At 65.1% G+C, this 15476-nt stretch carries 24 protein-coding genes; 21 read left to right on the forward strand and 3 right to left on the reverse strand.

Going from position 1 to position 15476, the window contains the following annotated elements:
* Positions 1 to 40: 40 nt before the first annotated feature.
* The 14 genes from rpsJ to PMI12_RS25120 all read left to right on the forward strand — a co-directional run bounded on the left by rpsJ (position 41) and on the right by PMI12_RS25120 (position 8509).
* Complete coding sequence (gene rpsJ, locus PMI12_RS25055; protein WP_007838118.1) at positions 41 to 355, forward strand: 30S ribosomal protein S10; 315 nt, start codon at positions 41 to 43, stop codon at positions 353 to 355.
* Between the two features lie 388 nt (positions 356 to 743).
* On the forward strand, positions 744 to 2132 hold the full coding sequence (locus tag PMI12_RS25060; RefSeq protein ID WP_007838120.1) for a hypothetical protein: 1389 nt from the start codon (positions 744 to 746) through the stop codon (positions 2130 to 2132).
* A 17-nt stretch (positions 2133 to 2149) separates the two neighbouring features.
* Entirely contained in the window at positions 2150 to 2704 is a 555-nt protein-coding gene (locus PMI12_RS25065; protein WP_007838122.1) for a hypothetical protein, read from the forward strand.
* A 213-nt stretch (positions 2705 to 2917) separates the two neighbouring features.
* Positions 2918 to 3598 carry a 50S ribosomal protein L3 gene (rplC, locus tag PMI12_RS25070; RefSeq protein ID WP_007838124.1) on the forward strand — a complete coding sequence of 227 codons (681 nt, stop codon included), beginning with the start codon at positions 2918 to 2920 and terminating at the stop codon, positions 3596 to 3598.
* Complete coding sequence (rplD, locus tag PMI12_RS25075) at positions 3598 to 4218, forward strand: 50S ribosomal protein L4 (RefSeq protein WP_007838126.1); 621 nt, start codon at positions 3598 to 3600, stop codon at positions 4216 to 4218. The genes rplC and rplD overlap by 1 nt, the downstream gene beginning before the upstream one ends.
* A complete protein-coding gene (gene rplW, locus PMI12_RS25080; RefSeq protein WP_007838129.1) occupies positions 4215 to 4550 on the forward strand; it encodes a 50S ribosomal protein L23 in 336 nt (111 codons plus the stop codon). The genes rplD and rplW overlap by 4 nt, the downstream gene beginning before the upstream one ends.
* A gap of 2 nt (positions 4551 to 4552) precedes the next feature.
* On the forward strand, positions 4553 to 5377 hold the full coding sequence (gene rplB, locus PMI12_RS25085; protein ID WP_007838130.1) for a 50S ribosomal protein L2: 825 nt from the start codon (positions 4553 to 4555) through the stop codon (positions 5375 to 5377).
* Positions 5378 to 5387: 10 nt separating this feature from the next.
* Positions 5388 to 5666, forward strand: a complete 279-nt coding sequence (gene rpsS / locus PMI12_RS25090; protein WP_007838132.1) for a 30S ribosomal protein S19 — start codon at positions 5388 to 5390, stop codon at positions 5664 to 5666.
* 9 nt (positions 5667 to 5675) lie between these two features.
* A complete protein-coding gene (gene rplV / locus PMI12_RS25095) occupies positions 5676 to 6008 on the forward strand; it encodes a 50S ribosomal protein L22 (protein WP_007838134.1) in 333 nt (110 codons plus the stop codon).
* A 17-nt stretch (positions 6009 to 6025) separates the two neighbouring features.
* The gene (gene rpsC / locus PMI12_RS25100; protein WP_007838135.1) at positions 6026 to 6937 is read left to right on the forward strand and encodes a 30S ribosomal protein S3; all 912 of its coding nucleotides are present in this window, start codon (positions 6026 to 6028) and stop codon (positions 6935 to 6937) included.
* Between the two features lie 29 nt (positions 6938 to 6966).
* Entirely contained in the window at positions 6967 to 7383 is a 417-nt protein-coding gene (gene rplP, locus PMI12_RS25105; protein ID WP_007838137.1) for a 50S ribosomal protein L16, read from the forward strand.
* 55 nt (positions 7384 to 7438) lie between these two features.
* The gene (gene rpmC / locus PMI12_RS25110; protein WP_042674302.1) at positions 7439 to 7648 is read left to right on the forward strand and encodes a 50S ribosomal protein L29; all 210 of its coding nucleotides are present in this window, start codon (positions 7439 to 7441) and stop codon (positions 7646 to 7648) included.
* A gap of 9 nt (positions 7649 to 7657) precedes the next feature.
* Positions 7658 to 7927 (forward strand): 30S ribosomal protein S17, encoded by a 270-nt coding sequence (gene rpsQ, locus PMI12_RS25115; RefSeq protein WP_007838145.1) that lies wholly within the window; start codon positions 7658 to 7660, stop codon positions 7925 to 7927.
* A 75-nt stretch (positions 7928 to 8002) separates the two neighbouring features.
* Positions 8003 to 8509 (forward strand): peroxiredoxin, encoded by a 507-nt coding sequence (locus PMI12_RS25120; protein WP_007838146.1) that lies wholly within the window; start codon positions 8003 to 8005, stop codon positions 8507 to 8509.
* Between the two features lie 85 nt (positions 8510 to 8594).
* Here the strand turns inward: PMI12_RS25120 and PMI12_RS25125 are convergent, their stop codons facing one another.
* Together PMI12_RS25125 and PMI12_RS25130 are read right to left on the reverse strand one after the other, a co-directional pair.
* The gene (locus PMI12_RS25125) at positions 8595 to 9182 is read right to left on the reverse strand and encodes a GNAT family N-acetyltransferase (protein WP_007838148.1); all 588 of its coding nucleotides are present in this window, start codon (positions 9180 to 9182) and stop codon (positions 8595 to 8597) included.
* Entirely contained in the window at positions 9179 to 9889 is a 711-nt protein-coding gene (locus PMI12_RS25130; RefSeq protein WP_007838150.1) for a cytochrome b/b6 domain-containing protein, read from the reverse strand. The genes PMI12_RS25125 and PMI12_RS25130 overlap by 4 nt, the downstream gene beginning before the upstream one ends.
* Before the next feature lie 158 nt (positions 9890 to 10047).
* On the opposite strand from PMI12_RS25130, the gene PMI12_RS25135 reads away from it, so the two are divergent.
* Positions 10048 to 10494: a c-type cytochrome gene (locus PMI12_RS25135; RefSeq protein ID WP_007838151.1), complete on the forward strand. Its 447-nt coding sequence runs from the start codon at positions 10048 to 10050 to the stop codon at positions 10492 to 10494.
* Positions 10495 to 10562: 68 nt separating this feature from the next.
* On the opposite strand, the gene PMI12_RS25140 is transcribed toward PMI12_RS25135, so the two are convergent.
* On the reverse strand, positions 10563 to 11060 hold the full coding sequence (locus PMI12_RS25140; RefSeq protein ID WP_007838153.1) for a TlpA disulfide reductase family protein: 498 nt from the start codon (positions 11058 to 11060) through the stop codon (positions 10563 to 10565).
* A gap of 91 nt (positions 11061 to 11151) precedes the next feature.
* Here PMI12_RS25140 and PMI12_RS25145 point away from each other — a divergent pair, with 91 nt between their 5' ends.
* The 6 genes from PMI12_RS25145 to PMI12_RS25170 all read left to right on the forward strand — a co-directional run bounded on the left by PMI12_RS25145 (position 11152) and on the right by PMI12_RS25170 (position 15368).
* Positions 11152 to 11697 carry a hypothetical protein gene (locus PMI12_RS25145; protein WP_007838154.1) on the forward strand — a complete coding sequence of 182 codons (546 nt, stop codon included), beginning with the start codon at positions 11152 to 11154 and terminating at the stop codon, positions 11695 to 11697.
* Between the two features lie 132 nt (positions 11698 to 11829).
* Positions 11830 to 12285 carry a PTS sugar transporter subunit IIA gene (locus PMI12_RS25150; RefSeq protein WP_007838155.1) on the forward strand — a complete coding sequence of 152 codons (456 nt, stop codon included), beginning with the start codon at positions 11830 to 11832 and terminating at the stop codon, positions 12283 to 12285.
* Positions 12254 to 12523: an HPr family phosphocarrier protein gene (locus PMI12_RS25155; RefSeq protein WP_007838156.1), complete on the forward strand. Its 270-nt coding sequence runs from the start codon at positions 12254 to 12256 to the stop codon at positions 12521 to 12523. The genes PMI12_RS25150 and PMI12_RS25155 overlap by 32 nt, the downstream gene beginning before the upstream one ends.
* Positions 12524 to 12533: 10 nt before the next feature.
* Positions 12534 to 14342 carry a phosphoenolpyruvate--protein phosphotransferase gene (ptsP, locus tag PMI12_RS25160; RefSeq protein ID WP_007838157.1) on the forward strand — a complete coding sequence of 603 codons (1809 nt, stop codon included), beginning with the start codon at positions 12534 to 12536 and terminating at the stop codon, positions 14340 to 14342.
* 133 nt (positions 14343 to 14475) lie between these two features.
* Positions 14476 to 14850, forward strand: a complete 375-nt coding sequence (locus PMI12_RS25165) for a hypothetical protein (protein WP_007838158.1) — start codon at positions 14476 to 14478, stop codon at positions 14848 to 14850.
* A 53-nt stretch (positions 14851 to 14903) separates the two neighbouring features.
* On the forward strand, positions 14904 to 15368 hold the full coding sequence (locus PMI12_RS25170) for a Spy/CpxP family protein refolding chaperone (protein WP_007838159.1): 465 nt from the start codon (positions 14904 to 14906) through the stop codon (positions 15366 to 15368).
* The last annotated feature ends 108 nt before the right edge of the window (positions 15369 to 15476 follow it).

Raw genomic sequence — 15476 nt, forward strand, 5'->3', positions numbered from 1 at the left:
GAAGATCCTCGACATCTAAGCCGGACGCAAAGGAATCACCATGGCTACCAAGCAAAAAATCCGCATCCGCCTGAAGGCATTCGACTACAAGCTGATCGACCAGTCGGCCGCTGAAATCGTGGATACCGCCAAGCGCACCGGCGCGATCGTCAAGGGCCCCGTGCCCCTGCCGACCCGCATGAAGCGCTTCGACATCCTGCGTTCGCCGCACGTCAACAAGACGTCGCGCGACCAGCTGGAAATCCGTACGCACCAGCGCCTGATGGACATCGTCGACCCGACTGACAAGACCGTGGACGCGCTGATGAAGCTCGACCTGCCGGCCGGCGTGGACGTCGAAATCAAGCTGCAGTAATCCATTCGGCTTCGCGCCGCGGTTACTGACGAAGCCCGCCTGCAGAAATGCAGGCGGGCTTTGTTTTTTGTCTCACGAATGTGGCATCCTCGCCGGTCTGCGGCCCCCATGGGGCGGGGCGCAATGCAGCTGAAACGAGGGCAGCACAGCTATGAGACAAGGCATCTCTTTTGCGTCCGGTTTGATGGCGTGCATCGCGGCGGCGTTGTTGGCCGCTTGCGGCGGTGGAGGAGGAGGGGGCGGTGGGGGCCTTCCTGTGCTGTCCCTGCCTCCTGCGGCAACAGGAGGCGGCGGTGGTGATGTGTCCGTGCCTCCTGTGGCAACGACGCAAGTCGCTTTGAGCGGTACAGCTACCTATGAGTTTGTGCCCAATCCGAATGGCCCTCTCGTGTACGCCGACACCTCGGTCAAGCCGGTGCGTGGCGCTTTTGTCGAAGTGCTCGATGCCACCAGCGGCAGCCAATTGGCCACGACCTCCACAGACGACGGCGGCGCCTATGCTGTGACCGTTCCGGCGAACACGGCTGTCATCGTACGGGTGCGGGCCCAATTGACCCGCACCGGTTCGGCGCCGAGCTGGGACGTCACCGTGCGCGACAACACCCGGTCGAACGCGATCTATTCCATGCAGTCGTCGGCGTTCTCCACGGGAGGTGCGGCACTCACCCGCAACCTGCGAGCCGGCAGCGGCTGGGGTGGATCGAGCTACACCAGCCAGCGCGTGTCCGGGCCGTTCGCCGTGATGGACACGATCTACACCGCAATGCAGAAGGTGTTGTCTGTGGCGCCGGCTACGGCATTTCCGTCGCTGAAGGTGTTCTGGAGTGTCAACAACACGAACGCCAGCGGAAGTATCGCGCTGGGACAGATCGGCACCACGTTCTTCGTCGGCAGGAGTTCGGGTGCAGAAATCTATGTGCTCGGCAAGGAGGATGTGGATACCGACGAATTCGATGCGCCGGTGATCGCGCACGAGTGGGGGCACTACTACCAGGCCTCCTTCAGCCGGGACGATTCGACGGGCGGCGCCCATTCCACGAGCGAGCTCATCGATCGCCGGCTTGCCTTCTCCGAAGGATGGGGCAACGGCTGGTCGGGCATCGCGCTGGGGCGGAACAACTATGTCGATTCGGGTGGGCCCGGCCAGGCCCAGGGCGGCAGCCTCGACCTCACGAGGGGGCCGGCATCCAACCCGGGCTGGTTCCGCGAATCCTCGATCCAGTCGATCTTCTGGAATCTCAACCAGCAGGTCGGGTTCAAGCCGATCCACGACACGATGACGGGGTTCCAGTTCCGCAGTGGTGCGCCGGTCACGTCGATCCATCCGTTCGCGGCGGCATTCAATGCGACGGCGCCGGGCAGTGCGCAGGCGCTGGCTGCGCTGCTGGCGGGGCAGAACATAGCGGGCAGCAGCGATGCCTATGGCTCATCGGAAAACAATGATGGCGGCTTGCCGATCGTGCTGCCGATGTACAAGCCGGCAGCGATCGGCGGCTCGATTACACAAGCTTGTGTGACGAATGCCGCCGATCCGCAGCGCGATGGCAACAAGCTGGGCAGCTTTGCGTACTTGAGGTTTACGGCTCCGGCCAGCCGCAGCTACCAGTTCGTGGTCTCCCCGCCGGTGGGTGCCAGCGCCAATTTCGCGATCTACAAAGGTGGTGTGGTGAGCCGCAATACCAGTTCGGTCAACCTTTCGGCCGGCGACTATGTCCTGGTTGTCAACGATCTCAATAACTCCGCTGCTAGCACGTGTTTCAACGTAACCATTCAATAGCAGTGAGGAAGGCCACCATGAACCCCCGTTCCAGCTCGATGATTGCCGCTGCGGCATGGCTGACGCTCGCTGCCACGTCGGCGCCGGTTTTCGCGGACGGCGTGCCCGCGCCCCGAGCGGCCAAGCACGTTGCTTCTTCGCGCCATGCGGCCATGACGGTCGCGGCGCGCAAGCCCAATGATTCCGGTGTCGTGATCCAGTACAGGGTCGACGGCAGGGCCCAGATCGGCCGGCCGGTTTCTGTCGTTCTGCAGTTCGACGGCGTGAGCGATCCGGCCGGGGCCACCGCGCGCCTGACGACGGATACCGGCCTGACCCTGACGACGAGCAGCAGCCTGGCTCTCCCGGCCGGCCAGCGTACGACCGCCACCGCCACGGTGACGAGCGACCGCGAGGGCCTTGCCTACCTGAACGTCTTTGTCACGCAGAACGGCGCCATGAGCATCGTCGCGATCCCTGTGCAGACCGGATCGGGGGTGCCGGCCATGAAGGGTGCCGGCGAGGTGAAATCGTCCGACGAGGGCGAAAAGATCATCTCCTTGCCCGCCAAAGAGCCAAAAGAGCCCAAATAGGGCCCCAAACAGGCGCAACAATCGCCCTTGCAATGGGCCCGCGCCGCGGGCTATAATCGCTGGCTCTGCCCTTGGTGCGTCCATGCGGGTGTAGTTCGGGCAGAGATTTATCAACCTTCTTTCGCGGGCCGGGAACCTTGGGGAATCGGCCAAACGCTGTCGCCAATTGAAGTGGCAGCGGCGAAGGAAGTCTTCCATTTTTGGAGAAAACAAATGAGTCTGAGCAACTCCCTCGGGTTGCTGGGCCGCAAGGTGGGGATGATGCGTCTCTTCACCGATGACGGGGACGCAGTTCCTGTCACGGTGGTGGATGTGTCCAACAACCGTGTGACCCAGATCAAGTCCCAAGAGACCGATGGCTACGTCGCCCTGCAGGTGACGTTCGGTTCGCGCAAAGCATCGCGCGTGACCAAGCCCGAAGCCGGCCACCTCGCCAAGGCGGGTGTCGAAGCTGGCGAAATCATCCAGGAATTCCGCGTTACCGCAGAAACCGCAGGTCAGCACAAGGCTGGCGGCGTGATTGCGGCAGCCAGCGTGTTTTCCGTGGGCCAGAAGGTGGACGTGCAAGGCACCTCCATCGGTAAGGGCTACGCTGGCACGATCAAGCGCCACAACATGAGCTCGCAACGCGCGTCGCACGGTAACAGCCGTTCGCACAACGTTCCCGGCTCGATCGGCATGGCACAAGACCCCGGTCGCGTGTTTCCCGGCAAGCGCATGACGGGCCACCTCGGCGACGTCACGCGCACGACGCAAAACCTCGACGTGTTCCGCATCGACGAAGCACGTCAACTGCTGCTCATCAAGGGCGCGATTCCGGGTTCGAAGGGTGGCTTCGTCACCGTGCGTCCCGCCATCAAGGCCAAGCCGCAAGCGGCTGAAGGAGCGAAGTAATGGAACTCGAACTCCTGAACGAACAAGGCCAGGCCGCGTCGAAGTACGACGCCCCCGAGACCGTGTTCGGCCGTGACTACAACGAAGACCTGGTCCACCAGATCGTCGTTGCGTTCCAGGCCAACGCCCGCCAAGGCACGCGCGCCCAGAAGGACCGCGAGCAGGTCAAGCACTCGACCAAGAAGCCTTTCAAGCAAAAGGGAACGGGCCGCGCCCGTGCCGGTATGACGTCCTCGCCGCTGTGGCGCGGGGGTGGCCGGATCTTCCCGAACATGCCTGACGAAAACTTCTCGCAGAAGATCAACAAGAAGATGTACCGCGCCGGCATGGCCGCCATCTTCTCGCAGCTCGCTCGCGAAGGCCGTCTGGCCGTGGTGGATTCGCTGACCGTGGATTCGCCCAAGACGAAGCCGCTGGCAGCCCGTTTCAAGGCAATGAATCTCGAGTCCGTGCTCGTGATCGCCGAAGAAGTCGACGAAAACCTGTACCTTGCCTCGCGCAATCTGGTGAACGTTCTCGTGGTCGAACCCCGCTACGCCGATCCGGTGTCGCTGGTTCACTACAAGAAGGTGCTGGTCACCAAGGGTGCCGTCGACAAGCTCAAGGAGATGTTCGCATGAGCCGCGTGAACCCTACCGCCGCTGAACGTACGTTCGAAGAAGGCCGCCTGATGGCGGTGCTGGTCGCCCCGATCGTGTCCGAAAAGGCCACGATGGTCGGCGAGAAGTCGAACGCTGTCACTTTCAAGGTGCTGCAAGACGCCACCAAGCCCGAGATCAAGGCCGCTGTCGAACTGATGTTCAAGGTCGAAGTCCAGGGCGTGTCGGTGCTCAACACCAAGGGCAAGACCAAGCGCTTTGGCAAGTCCATCGGCCGCCGCGACAACGTTCGCAAGGCCTATGTGACCCTGAAGCCCGGTCAAGAGCTCAACCTCGTCGGGGAAGGCGCTTAATCATGGCCGTCATCAAGATGAAACCCACTTCGCCGGGCCAACGCGGCGCGGTGAAGATCTCGCGTGACCACCTGTTCAAGGGGGCTCCTCACGCTCCCCTGCTGGAACCCCAGTTCCAGAAGGCCGGCCGCAACAACAACGGCCACATCACGATCCGTCATCGTGGCGGCGGTGCCAAGCACCACTACCGCGTTGTCGACTTCGTGCGCAACAAGGACGGCATCCCGGCCAAGGTCGAACGCATCGAGTACGACCCGAACCGCACCGCCCACATCGCCCTGGTGTGCTACGCCGACGGCGAGCGCCGCTACATCATCGCCCCGCGCGGTCTGGAAGCTGGTGCAACGCTGCTGTCGGGCGCTGAAGCCCCGATCCGCGCCGGCAACACCCTGCCGATCCGCAACATTCCGGTCGGCTCGACGATCCACTGCATCGAACTGCAACCCGGCAAGGGCGCGCAGATCGCACGTTCGGCCGGTACGTCGGCCACGCTGCTGGCTCGCGAAGGCGTCTACGCCCAGGTCCGCATGCGTTCGGGTGAGGTGCGCCGCATCCACATCGAATGCCGTGCAACCATCGGCGAAGTGGCCAACGAAGAGCACAGCCTGCGCCAACTCGGCAAGGCCGGTGTGAAGCGTCACATGGGTATCCGCCCGACCGTTCGCGGCGTGGTGATGAACCCGGTCGACCACCCGCATGGTGGCGGCGAAGGCAAGACTGGCGAAGGCCGCCATCCTGTCGACCCATGGGGCAATCTGACCAAGGGCTATCGCACCCGTAACAACAAGCGCACGCAGGTCTTCATCGTGTCGCGTCGCAAGAAGTAAGGGATAGCCAATGACTCGCTCTCTCAAAAAGGGTCCTTTCGTCGACCATCACCTCGTGGCCAAGGCCGACAAGGCCGTGACGACCAAGGACAAGAAGCCGATCAAGACCTGGTCGCGCCGCTCGATGGTTCTGCCCGAGTTCATCGGTCTGACCATCGCTGTGCACAACGGCAAGCAACACGTGCCCGTGTACATCACCGACCAGATGGTCGGCCACAAGCTCGGCGAATTTGCGCTCACGCGTACGTTCAAGGGGCACCCCGCGGACAAAAAAGTCCAGAAGAAGTAAGGAACGACCATGTCTGAAACACGTGCAGTCCTCCGCGGTGTCCGCCTGTCGGTCGACAAGGGCCGTCTGGTCGCGGACCTGATCCGCGGCAAGAAGGTCGATCAAGCGCTCAACGTTCTGCAATTCACGCAGAAAAAGGCCGCTGTGATCATCAAGAAGGTGCTCGAGTCGGCGATTGCCAACGCCGAGCACAACGACGGTGCCGACATCGACGAGCTGAAGGTCAAGACCATCTACGTCGAGCAAGGTGCAACGCTCAAGCGTTTCACCGCTCGGGCCAAGGGTCGCGGCAATCGCATCAGCAAGCCCACGTGCCATGTGTACGTGACGGTCGGCAACTAAGAAGGCCTGGAAGAAATATGGGACAGAAAATCCACCCAACCGGGTTCCGCCTTGCGGTCACCCGTAACTGGTCCAGCCGCTGGTACGCAAGCGACCGCGATTTCGCGGGCATGCTGGCCGAAGACATCAAGGTTCGCGAATACCTGAAGAAGAAGCTGAAGAACGCTTCGGTCTCGCGCGTCATGATCGAACGTCCCGCCAAGAACGCACGCATCACGATCTACTCGGCACGTCCGGGCGTCGTGATCGGCAAGAAGGGCGAAGACATCGAGAACCTCAAGCGCGAACTGGGCAAGCAGCTCGGCGTGCCGGTTGCAGTCAACATCGAAGAAGTGCGCAAGCCCGAAATCGATGCGCAGCTGATCGCCGACAGCATCACGCAGCAGCTCGAAAAGCGGATCATGTTCCGCCGCGCCATGAAGCGCGCCATGCAGAACGCCATGCGTCTGGGTGCCCTGGGCATCAAGATCATGTCGGCTGGCCGCCTGAACGGCATCGAAATCGCACGTACCGAGTGGTACCGCGAAGGCCGCGTGCCGCTGCACACCCTGCGCGCCGACATCGACTACGGCACCTCGGAAGCCAAGACCACCTACGGCGTCATCGGCGTCAAGGTCTGGGTCTACAAGGGCGACACGCTGGGTCGCAACGACCTGCCGGCCGTCGAAACGCCGCGTCCCGAAGAAGAACGTCGTCCGCGCGGTCCGCGCCGCGATGGCCGCCCGGGTGGCGACCGTCCGGGTTCGGACCGTCGTGGTCCCGGCCCGCGCGCCGGTGCCCGCGGCCCGATCGGTGGCAACACCGCTCCGGCCGATGGCAGCGACAAGCCTGCAGAAGCAACCGGCGGTGCCGGTGACTCGAAACCCGCCGTTAAGCGCGTCCGCAAAGCCGCGCCAGCTGCAGCAGCTGACGGTGCCAAGACCGAGTGATCGGTCTTAGAACTACGGAGTAACAAAACATGCTGCAACCTGCACGCAGAAAGTTCCGCAAGGAACAAAAGGGCCGCAACACCGGCATCGCAACCACGGGTAACTCGGTTGCGTTCGGTGACTTCGGTCTCAAATGCACCGATCGCGGCCGCCTCACGGCGCGCCAGATCGAAGCCGCTCGCCGCGCGATCTCGCGTCATGTGAAGCGCGGTGGCCGTATCTGGATCCGCGTGTTCCCGGACAAGCCGATCTCTACCAAGCCCGCTGAAGTGCGGATGGGTAACGGTAAGGGCAACCCCGAGTACTACGTCGCCGAAATCCAGCCTGGCAAGATCGTGTTCGAGATCGTCGGCGTGCCCGAAGAACTCGCCCGCGAAGCGTTCCGCCTGGCCGCCGCCAAGCTTCCGCTGCGTACGACGTTCGTCGCTCGCCAGCTCGGCGCCTGAGAGGAGAACACTGATGGCAACCCGTAAGAAAAAAGAAACCGCGGCTCCGGCCAAGGTGACGAAGGCCGCAACCCTGCGCACGAAGGACGTCGCAGGCCTGCAAGCCGAAATCAAGGATCTGCAGAAGGCCCATTTCGGTCTGCGCATGCAGAAGGCCACGCAACAGCTGTCGAACACCTCGACGCTGCGCGTGACGCGTCGCGACATCGCTCGCGCAAAGACCATTCTTGCTCAGAGGCAGCAAGAAACCCCCGCCGCCAAGTAAGGAGTGAACATGACGGAACCTAAAAAATCCCTCAAGCGCACCTTGATCGGCAAGGTGGTCAGCGACAAGCGTGCCAAGACCGTGACCGTGCTGGTCGAGCGCCGTGTGAAGCACGAGCTGTACGGCAAGATCGTGGCCAAGACGAGCAAGTACCACGCCCATGACGAAAAGGGTGAGTACAAGCTGGGTGACACCATCGAGATCACGGAAAGCCGTCCGATCTCGAAGACCAAGAACTGGGTCGTGACCCGTCTGGTCGAGAAGGCCGTTCTGGTCTGATCTCCCCGGCTCGCTACAGCCCATCCGGAAACGGCCCACAATGTGGGCCGTTTTTCTTTTTCAGGAGCACTTTCAATGATCAAAGTCGGCGACACCCTTCCCTCGGCCACCCTGCAGGAATATTCCGAAGTCGAGGGCGAAGGCTGCAGCATCGGCCCGAACGCCGTGGACGTGGCCAAGGCTTCGGCGGGCAAGACCATCGCGCTGTTCGCGCTGCCCGGCGCCTTCACGCCCACCTGCTCGGCCAAGCACGTGCCGGGCTACGTGCAGCACTTCGACGACTTCAAGGCCGCTGGCGTGGACGAGATCTGGTGCGTGAGCGTGAACGATGCCTTCGTGATGGGCGCCTGGGCGCGCGACCAGAAGACTGGCACCAAGGTGCGCATGCTGGCTGACGGCAGCGCCGACTTCGCCAAGGCCACCGGCCTCACGCTGGACCTGACCGGCCGCGGCATGGGCCTGCGCAGCAACCGCTACTCGATGCTCGTGAAGGATGGCAAGGTCGCGACGCTCAACGTCGAAGGACCGGGCAAGTTCGAAGTCAGCGACGCCGACACGCTGCTGGCCCAAGCCCGCGGTTAAATAAATCCGGATCCTTCGAGGGGCCTCCCCGCCCACCCCCGGCAGGGGGCGTAGCGACACGAAGTGCGCGCAGCCTGGGGTCGAGCTAAAGCTCCACTTTCAGGTAGTGGGCCCCGGCGACGGGGTTGTGATAGTAGGGTGGTACCTCTGCGAAGCCCAGGTCTTCATAGAGGGCGCGCGCCGATTCCATGTCGTCGAGTGTGTCGAGCAGCACGCAGCCATATCCCGCGCTGCGTGCGGCATCGAGGATCGCCTCGGCCAGTTGCCGGCCCAGGCCCAGGCCGCGGAAGCCGGGGCGCACATACAGGCGCTTCATCTCGGCGGCGTTCGCGTAGTCCGCGCTGTCGAGCGGGCGCAGCGCGCAGCACCCCGCCACATGCGCCAGCGTGCCGTCGGCGCGCCGCAGGGTCGGCGCCTCGCGCCCGGCGTCTTCCTTCACGTTGGCCGGATCGACCAGCGCCAGCAGCAGCAGGCCGCGCGGTTCGGCGTACTCGCCCGGCAGCTGCGCCAGTTCGCCGTCGAAATCCTGAAAGTCCAGGTCGATGTCCAGCGAGGCCGCGTAGTCGCGGAAGATCGCGCGTGTGGCCTCGATCTCGTGAGCTTCTTCGGGCGTGAGCAGCACGACCGCCGGCATGTCCGACAGCGGCAGGGGGCGTGAAACAGAAAAGCTCATACGCGCAGCGAGGAAACCCAATACGCCACGCCCGCGCACAGTGCGAACAGCACCAGCGCCAGCCAGCGCGACGCCGCGTCGTCGCGGCTCGGCGCCACCTCGGCGTTCTCGGCGGAAACCAGCTTGTCGCCCGTCACCATCGGCCGCACCAGTCGGTGCCGCTTGACCAGCACGTAGAACAGCACCGCGAGCAGGTGCAGGCTCACGAGGGCGATCACGATCCACTTGCCCTGCGCCTTGTGCCAACCGGTGGCCAGGCTCACGAGCTCGCCCGAGACGAAACGCGTGAGCGGCCCCGATGCCGAGATTTCGTCGTCCGCCATCAGCCCGGTTGCCACCTGCAAGGCCAGGATCGCCAGCACCGCGAACACCGACAGTGCGCCCAGAGGCGTGTGCCCGATCAGATGGTCCGGGCGCGCTCGTCCGCGCAGATAGGCCGCCATCGAACCCGGGCCGTAGACGAAGGCTGCAAAGCGTGACCAGCGTCCGCCCACGAAGCCCCAGAGCAGCCGGAACAACAGCAGCGCGAGCACCGCGTACCCCAGGCGGAAGTGCCATTCCATGGCATCGTTCAACCCGGTGCCGATCATGCCGATGACGGCTGCGGCCAGCGCCCAGTGGAAAAGGCGTGTCGGCAGGTCCCAGACCCGCGTGCGGGCGCTGGAGCCTGAGGCCGCCGGGAAGGCAGCCACGGAAGAATCGGTCATCGAGAAGGGCGCGGGGCGCAATGCTGCGGAAGGCGCAGATTAGCAAAGTCCAGGCCCCGGCCTGCTTCGGGTTGTTGCTATGCGGCTGTCGCAGGCAGCCCCTACACTCGGCCGCTGCGCCGCGCTCGACGGCATTTTCCCCACAATGAGGACCCCCGATGACCCGACTTGCTCCGTTCGCCCTTGCAGCCGCCTGCGCTGTCCTGTCCCTGCCCGCTGCAGCGCAGTTCGCCAAGTCTGAGGACGCCATCAAGTACCGCCAGAGCGCGCTGTTCGTGATGAGCCAGCATTTCGGCCGCCTAGGCGCCATGGCCAACGGACGCGCGCCCTACGACGCCTCGGCTGCCGCGGCCAACGCCGAAATGGTCGCCGACATGGCAAAGCTGCCGTGGACGGCCTTCGGCGCCAGCACCGAGGGCGGCAAGGCCAAGCCCGAAATCTGGAAGGAAGACGCCAAGTTCAAGGAGCGCCAGGAGAAGCTGATCGCCGAAACCGCCAAGCTGGTGACTGCCGCCAAGGCCGGCAATCTCGACGCGCTCAAGGCCCAGTTCGGTCCGACCGCAGCGAGCTGCAAGGCCTGCCACGACAGCTTTCGCAACCAGTAAGCCGTCGCCTCGCGAAAAAAAACAAAGGCGCTCTTTCGGGAGCGCCTTCTTGCGGGAGGAGCGGAAGATCAGGCCTCGGCCAGCAGCTTCTCGATCAGCTTGTGGAGTTCGGCGAAATCGGGCTCGCCCACATAGCGCTTCACGATCTCGCCGCGCTTGTTGACCAGGTAAGTGGTCGGCGTGAGCTTCACGTCGCCCCAGGCTTGTGCCACGCTGCCGGTGTTGTCGATCGCCACCTTGAACGGCAGCTTGCGCGTTTGCGCGAAGTTGACGACATAGCTCGGCGGGTCGTAGCTCATGGCCACTGCCAACGTGTCGTAGCCCTGTGCCTTGTACTTGTCGTAGGTCGCGATGACCTTGGGCATTTCGCCGACGCAGGTCACGCAGCTCGTGGCCCAGAAATTGACCAGGGTGACCTTGCCCTTCAGGTCTGCCGTGCTCTTTTGCGTGCCGTCGAGCAGCACGAAGGTAGAGGCCGGTGCGGCGGTGGCGCCGGAGCCGAGGTACACGCCCACGCCGGCGGCCAATGCGAGGACGACGGCGGCAGCGGCGATGTATTTCTTCATGGCAACACGGAAGACAAGGGCGGCGCGATTTTAGTTCCGCCCGCCGGATCGTGCTCGCGGCGCCTGGGCGCGGCTCGATAATCGTTCTCCGATGCCGTCTCCCGTCCTCCATTCCCGGTTCGTGCTGGCAGCGGCAGCCTTGGTCGCCGCCTGCAGCCCGACCTTCAACTGGCGCGAAGTGCCGGTCGCCGAATCCGGCCTGATCGTGCTGCTGCCCTGCAAGGCCGACCGGGCGAACCGCGCGCTGCCGCTGGGTGCCGAATCGGTGCAGGTCGACATGACGGGCTGCGAAGCCGGCGGTGCGACCTTCGCCATCGCGCACGCCTCCGCCAGCGGCCCCGAGCAGGCCGAGGCCTGGCTCCGCGCATGGCACGCCGCCACCCGCGGCCAGCTGGGCGAGGCGCAGGTGGCGGAAACTCCCGCCAGCGTCCAGCGCGCGACCGCCGCGCCGGCGCCGCTGCGGCTCGATGCCCAGCCGCGGCAGCAGCAGCAGGGCGCATCGGCGCCGGTACAGGTGCTCTGGTTTGCCCAGTCGCAGAAAGACGGCACCGTGGCGCTCTACCAGGCCACCGTGCTGGGCAAGCCTTCTTCGCCCGAAGCATCGAAAACCTTCTTCGAGAGCTTGCGGCTTCCATGAAGGCCGATCTGCTATGGTTCTGATAGCTACCCGGCTGGCGGCACTGTCCGTTTTTCGGGGCTGCTGCGTTGTGTCGTATATCTACTTCCCCTGGGCGCCCCCGCATAATCGATGCGTCGCCCTCCGCCTCGCATGAACAGCATCCTCATCATCGCCCACTCACCGTTCGCGCACGCGCTGCGGCAGTGCGCGCTGCATGTGTTTCCCGATTGCGAGCAGGCCATCGTCGCGCTCGACGTCCTGCCCAACGTGTCGCCCGAAGAAACGCTGGCCGCCGCGCGCATCACGCTCGCGCAGCAGCTGCACACGCCGCGCTCGCAGGTGCTGGTGCTGGCCGACGTGTTCGGCGCCACGCCCTGCAACGTGGCGCAGAAGCTGGTGGACGGCGTCCGGTCGCGGCTGGTGGCGGGGGTCAATCTTCCGATGCTGCTGCGCGCCGTCACCTATCGGCACGAGCCCCTGGATACGCTGGTGCAGCGCGCCCTCGCGGGCGGCACCGCCGGCGTCATGCAGGTGGCGGTGGCGGCTCCCCAGAACCAGGCAAAAAGAAAGCACAGTGATCAAGAAATCCGTGACCATCAGCAATAAGCTGGGCCTGCATGCACGCGCATCGGCCAAGCTGACCAAGCTCGCAGGCAGCTTTCCCTGCGAGGTGTGGCTCTCCCGCGGCGACCGCCGCATCAACGCCAAGAGCATCATGGGTGTCATGATGCTGGCCGCCGGACTGGGCAGCACCGTCGAGCTCGAAACCAACGGCGAGCAGGAAGATGAAGCAATGAACGCCATCGTGCTCCTGATGGACGACAAGTTCGGCGAAGGCGAATAAGGACCGTCCCATGACTTTTGCAGTCCACGGCCTTCCCGTCGCCCGTGGCATTGCCATCGGGCGCGCGGTGCTGGTGGTGTCGAGCCGCATCGACGTGGCCCACTACTTCATCAAGCCTGAAGAAATCGAGACCGAGATCGACCGCGTGCGCACCGCGCGCAACGCGGTGGCCGACGAGCTCACCAAGCTGCAGGCCAGCGTTGCGCAGATGGGCCCGAACGACACGCCGCACGAACTCTCGGCGCTGCTCGAGGTGCACCAGATGCTGCTGCAGGACGAGGTCCTCACCGGCGGCGTCAAGCACTGGATCACCGAGCGGCTCTACAACGCCGAATGGGCGCTGACCACACAGCTCGAGATCATCGCGCGCCAGTTCGACGAGATGGAGGACGAGTACCTGCGCGAGCGCAAGGCCGACCTCGAGCAGGTGGTCGAGCGCCTGCTGCACCGCATGAAGGGCACGGCCGCCGTGCTCGCGCCGAGCCCGCCTCGCCGCAAGCGCGCCACCTCCCAGGACGACGACAACGACAACGACGATCCCACCGCGGGCGACGGCATCGACGTGCCGCTGGTGCTCATCGCGCACGATCTCTCGCCGGCCGACATGCTGCAGTTCAAGAAGAGCGTGTTCGCCGGCTTCGTCACCGACGTGGGCGGTCGCACCTCGCACACCGCCATCGTGGCGCGCAGCATGGACATCCCGGCCGTGGTCGGTGCGCGCACCGCGAGCCAGCTGGTGCGCCAGGACGACTGGGTCATCATCGACGGCGACGCCGGCGTGGTGATCGTCGACCCTTCTCCGATCATCCTGGCCGAATACGGCTTCAAGCAACGCCAGGGCGACCTCGAACGCGGCCGGCTCGCGCGGCTGCGCCACAAGCCCGCCGTCACGCTCGACGGCCAGCGCGTGGAGCTGCTCGCCAACATCGAGATGCCGGAAGACACCGTGGGCGCCGTCAAGGCCGGCGCGGTGGGCGTGGGGCTGTTTCGCAGCGAATTCCTCTTCATGGGCCGCGAGTCGACCACGCGCCAGACCCGCCTGCCCGACGAAGAGGAGCAGTACCAGGCCTACAAGCGCGCGGTCGAGGGCATGCAGGGCATGCCCGTCACCATCCGCACCATCGACGTGGGCGCCGACAAGCCGCTGGACGGCAAATCGGCCAACAAGCAGGAACATTTGAATCCCGCGCTCGGCCTGCGCGCCATCCGCTGGAGCCTGGCCGACCCGGCGATGTTCCTCACGCAGCTGCGAGCCATCCTGCGCGCCGCGGCGCACGGCGAGATCCACCTGCTGATTCCCATGCTCGCGCACGCGAGCGAGATCCGCCAGACGCTGTCGCTGATCGACTTCGCGCGCACCGAGCTCGACAACCGCGGCGCGGTGTACGGCCAGGTGAAGCTCGGCGCCATGATCGAGATTCCCGCGGCCGCGCTCACGCTGCGCATCTTCCTGAAGCACTTCGACTTCCTGTCGATCGGCACCAACGACCTGATCCAGTACACGCTGGCCATCGACCGCGCCGACGAGTCGGTGGCGCACCTCTACGACCCCGCGCACCCGGCGGTGCTGCGCCTCGTGGCCGACACCATCGCCGAGTGCCGGCGGCAGGGCAAGGGCGTGGCCGTGTGCGGCGAGATGGCGGGCGACGTGGCCTTCACGCGGCTGCTGCTGGGCCTGGGCCTGCGCAGCTTCTCGATGCATCCCTCGCGCATCCTCGCGGTCAAGCAGGAGGTGCTGCGCGCCGACACCGGCAAGCTCGAAGCGTGGGCGAAGAGCGTTCTCGAATCGGACGATCCCGCCGCAGCCATGGCGGGTTGAGCGTACTTTTTCATCCGCGTCCGGCGGCGGGTGAAAAGAAACGAAACACGCCGAAACCGCGGCGAAAGGACTTGCGGCAACGCCGCGAGCACGATCAGGTCTTCTCTTCAACCCCGAAAGAAAGACCTGCATCATGAAATCTCTCTCCCTGACCCAGCTCGTTGCCGTCGGCTCCTTCGCCATGCTCGCCGCCGCGGGCGCCAAGGCCGAAAGCTACGAGGGCGTGCAACCCGCCGTGTCGGCCAAGAGCCGCGCCGACGTCAACGCCGAAGCCGTGCGCACCGCATCGGCACCCGACCAGAACGTGGTGCGCGGCTCGCGCGGCGCAGAGGGCATGGCCGTGTCGACCGAGCGCGCACGCGTCGTCGCCGAAGCCGTGCGCGCCGCCGCCGCACCCGACCAGAACGTGACGTCCGGCTCGCGCGTGAACAGCCGGGTCGTCTCGACGATGCAGAACCCGGTCGACGCGCGCGCCGCAGCCGCCAGCGCCAAGAGCAGCCGGCTGTAAGACCTCCCCCCAACGATGCCCTCGGGCGACTCGAGGGCGAGCAAGGAATCATCATGAAGCACTGGATCAAACGCACTCTTTTCGGATTCGCGGGCGCCGCGATGGTCGCCGGCAGCATTGCCGGCTGCGCCGGCCAGCGACATGGCTGGGGCGGCGACAGCGCCGACTTCCGCGCGAAGATGGTCGAGCGCGTGGGCAGCAAGCTCGAACTCGACGCCAACCAGAAGCAGAAGCTCACCGTGCTCGCCGAGAAGCTGCAGGCGCAGCGCGAAGCCATGCGCGGCGCCGGCGGCTCGGGCGACCCGCGCTCGCAGTTCAAGGCGCTGTTCGCGGGCAACAAGCTCGACCAGGCCGGCGCCGCGCGCCTGGTCGACGAGAAGACCACCGCCGTGCGCAACGGCAGCCCCGAGATCATTGCCGCCGCCGCCGACTTCTATGACAACCTGAATGCGGCGCAACAGCAGAAGGTGCGCGACTTCATGGAGCGCGGCGGCCGCCGCTGGAGTCACCGTGGCTGAAACCGGCTCACCCCCAGGCTTTGCGCACTTCGTGTCGCTGCGCCACCCCCCTCTCCGGGGGCGACACCAGTGGCCCGGCGAAGCCGGTTCCACGGTGTCTCCCGAAGA

Source organism: Variovorax sp. CF313 (assembly GCF_000282635.1).
Classification (GTDB): domain Bacteria; phylum Pseudomonadota; class Gammaproteobacteria; order Burkholderiales; family Burkholderiaceae_C; genus Variovorax.

Bases quoted from the DNA above. Each gene is read 5' to 3' on its own strand.
- PMI12_RS25150 (WP_007838155.1), top strand. From the start codon at position 11,830: ATGAACAGCATCCTCATCATCGCCCACTCACCGTTCGCGCACGCGCTG.
- PMI12_RS25120 (WP_007838146.1), top strand. From the start codon at position 8,003: ATGATCAAAGTCGGCGACACCCTTCCCTCGGCCACCCTGCAGGAATAT.
- rplV (WP_007838134.1), top strand. From the start codon at position 5,676: ATGTCTGAAACACGTGCAGTCCTCCGCGGTGTCCGCCTGTCGGTCGAC.
- rpsQ (WP_007838145.1), top strand. From the start codon at position 7,658: ATGACGGAACCTAAAAAATCCCTCAAGCGCACCTTGATCGGCAAGGTG.
- rplB (WP_007838130.1), top strand. From the start codon at position 4,553: ATGGCCGTCATCAAGATGAAACCCACTTCGCCGGGCCAACGCGGCGCG.
- ptsP (WP_007838157.1), top strand. From the start codon at position 12,534: ATGACTTTTGCAGTCCACGGCCTTCCCGTCGCCCGTGGCATTGCCATC.
- PMI12_RS25140 (WP_007838153.1), bottom strand. From the start codon at position 11,060: ATGAAGAAATACATCGCCGCTGCCGCCGTCGTCCTCGCATTGGCCGCC.
- PMI12_RS25135 (WP_007838151.1), top strand. From the start codon at position 10,048: ATGACCCGACTTGCTCCGTTCGCCCTTGCAGCCGCCTGCGCTGTCCTG.
- PMI12_RS25125 (WP_007838148.1), bottom strand. From the start codon at position 9,182: ATGAGCTTTTCTGTTTCACGCCCCCTGCCGCTGTCGGACATGCCGGCG.
- PMI12_RS25130 (WP_007838150.1), bottom strand. From the start codon at position 9,889: ATGACCGATTCTTCCGTGGCTGCCTTCCCGGCGGCCTCAGGCTCCAGC.
- rpsJ (WP_007838118.1), top strand. From the start codon at position 41: ATGGCTACCAAGCAAAAAATCCGCATCCGCCTGAAGGCATTCGACTAC.
- rplW (WP_007838129.1), top strand. From the start codon at position 4,215: ATGAGCCGCGTGAACCCTACCGCCGCTGAACGTACGTTCGAAGAAGGC.
- rpsC (WP_007838135.1), top strand. From the start codon at position 6,026: ATGGGACAGAAAATCCACCCAACCGGGTTCCGCCTTGCGGTCACCCGT.
- PMI12_RS25170 (WP_007838159.1), top strand. From the start codon at position 14,904: ATGAAGCACTGGATCAAACGCACTCTTTTCGGATTCGCGGGCGCCGCG.
- PMI12_RS25145 (WP_007838154.1), top strand. From the start codon at position 11,152: ATGCCGTCTCCCGTCCTCCATTCCCGGTTCGTGCTGGCAGCGGCAGCC.
- rplP (WP_007838137.1), top strand. From the start codon at position 6,967: ATGCTGCAACCTGCACGCAGAAAGTTCCGCAAGGAACAAAAGGGCCGC.
- rplC (WP_007838124.1), top strand. From the start codon at position 2,918: ATGAGTCTGAGCAACTCCCTCGGGTTGCTGGGCCGCAAGGTGGGGATG.
- rpsS (WP_007838132.1), top strand. From the start codon at position 5,388: ATGACTCGCTCTCTCAAAAAGGGTCCTTTCGTCGACCATCACCTCGTG.
- rplD (WP_007838126.1), top strand. From the start codon at position 3,598: ATGGAACTCGAACTCCTGAACGAACAAGGCCAGGCCGCGTCGAAGTAC.
- PMI12_RS25165 (WP_007838158.1), top strand. From the start codon at position 14,476: ATGAAATCTCTCTCCCTGACCCAGCTCGTTGCCGTCGGCTCCTTCGCC.
- PMI12_RS25065 (WP_007838122.1), top strand. From the start codon at position 2,150: ATGAACCCCCGTTCCAGCTCGATGATTGCCGCTGCGGCATGGCTGACG.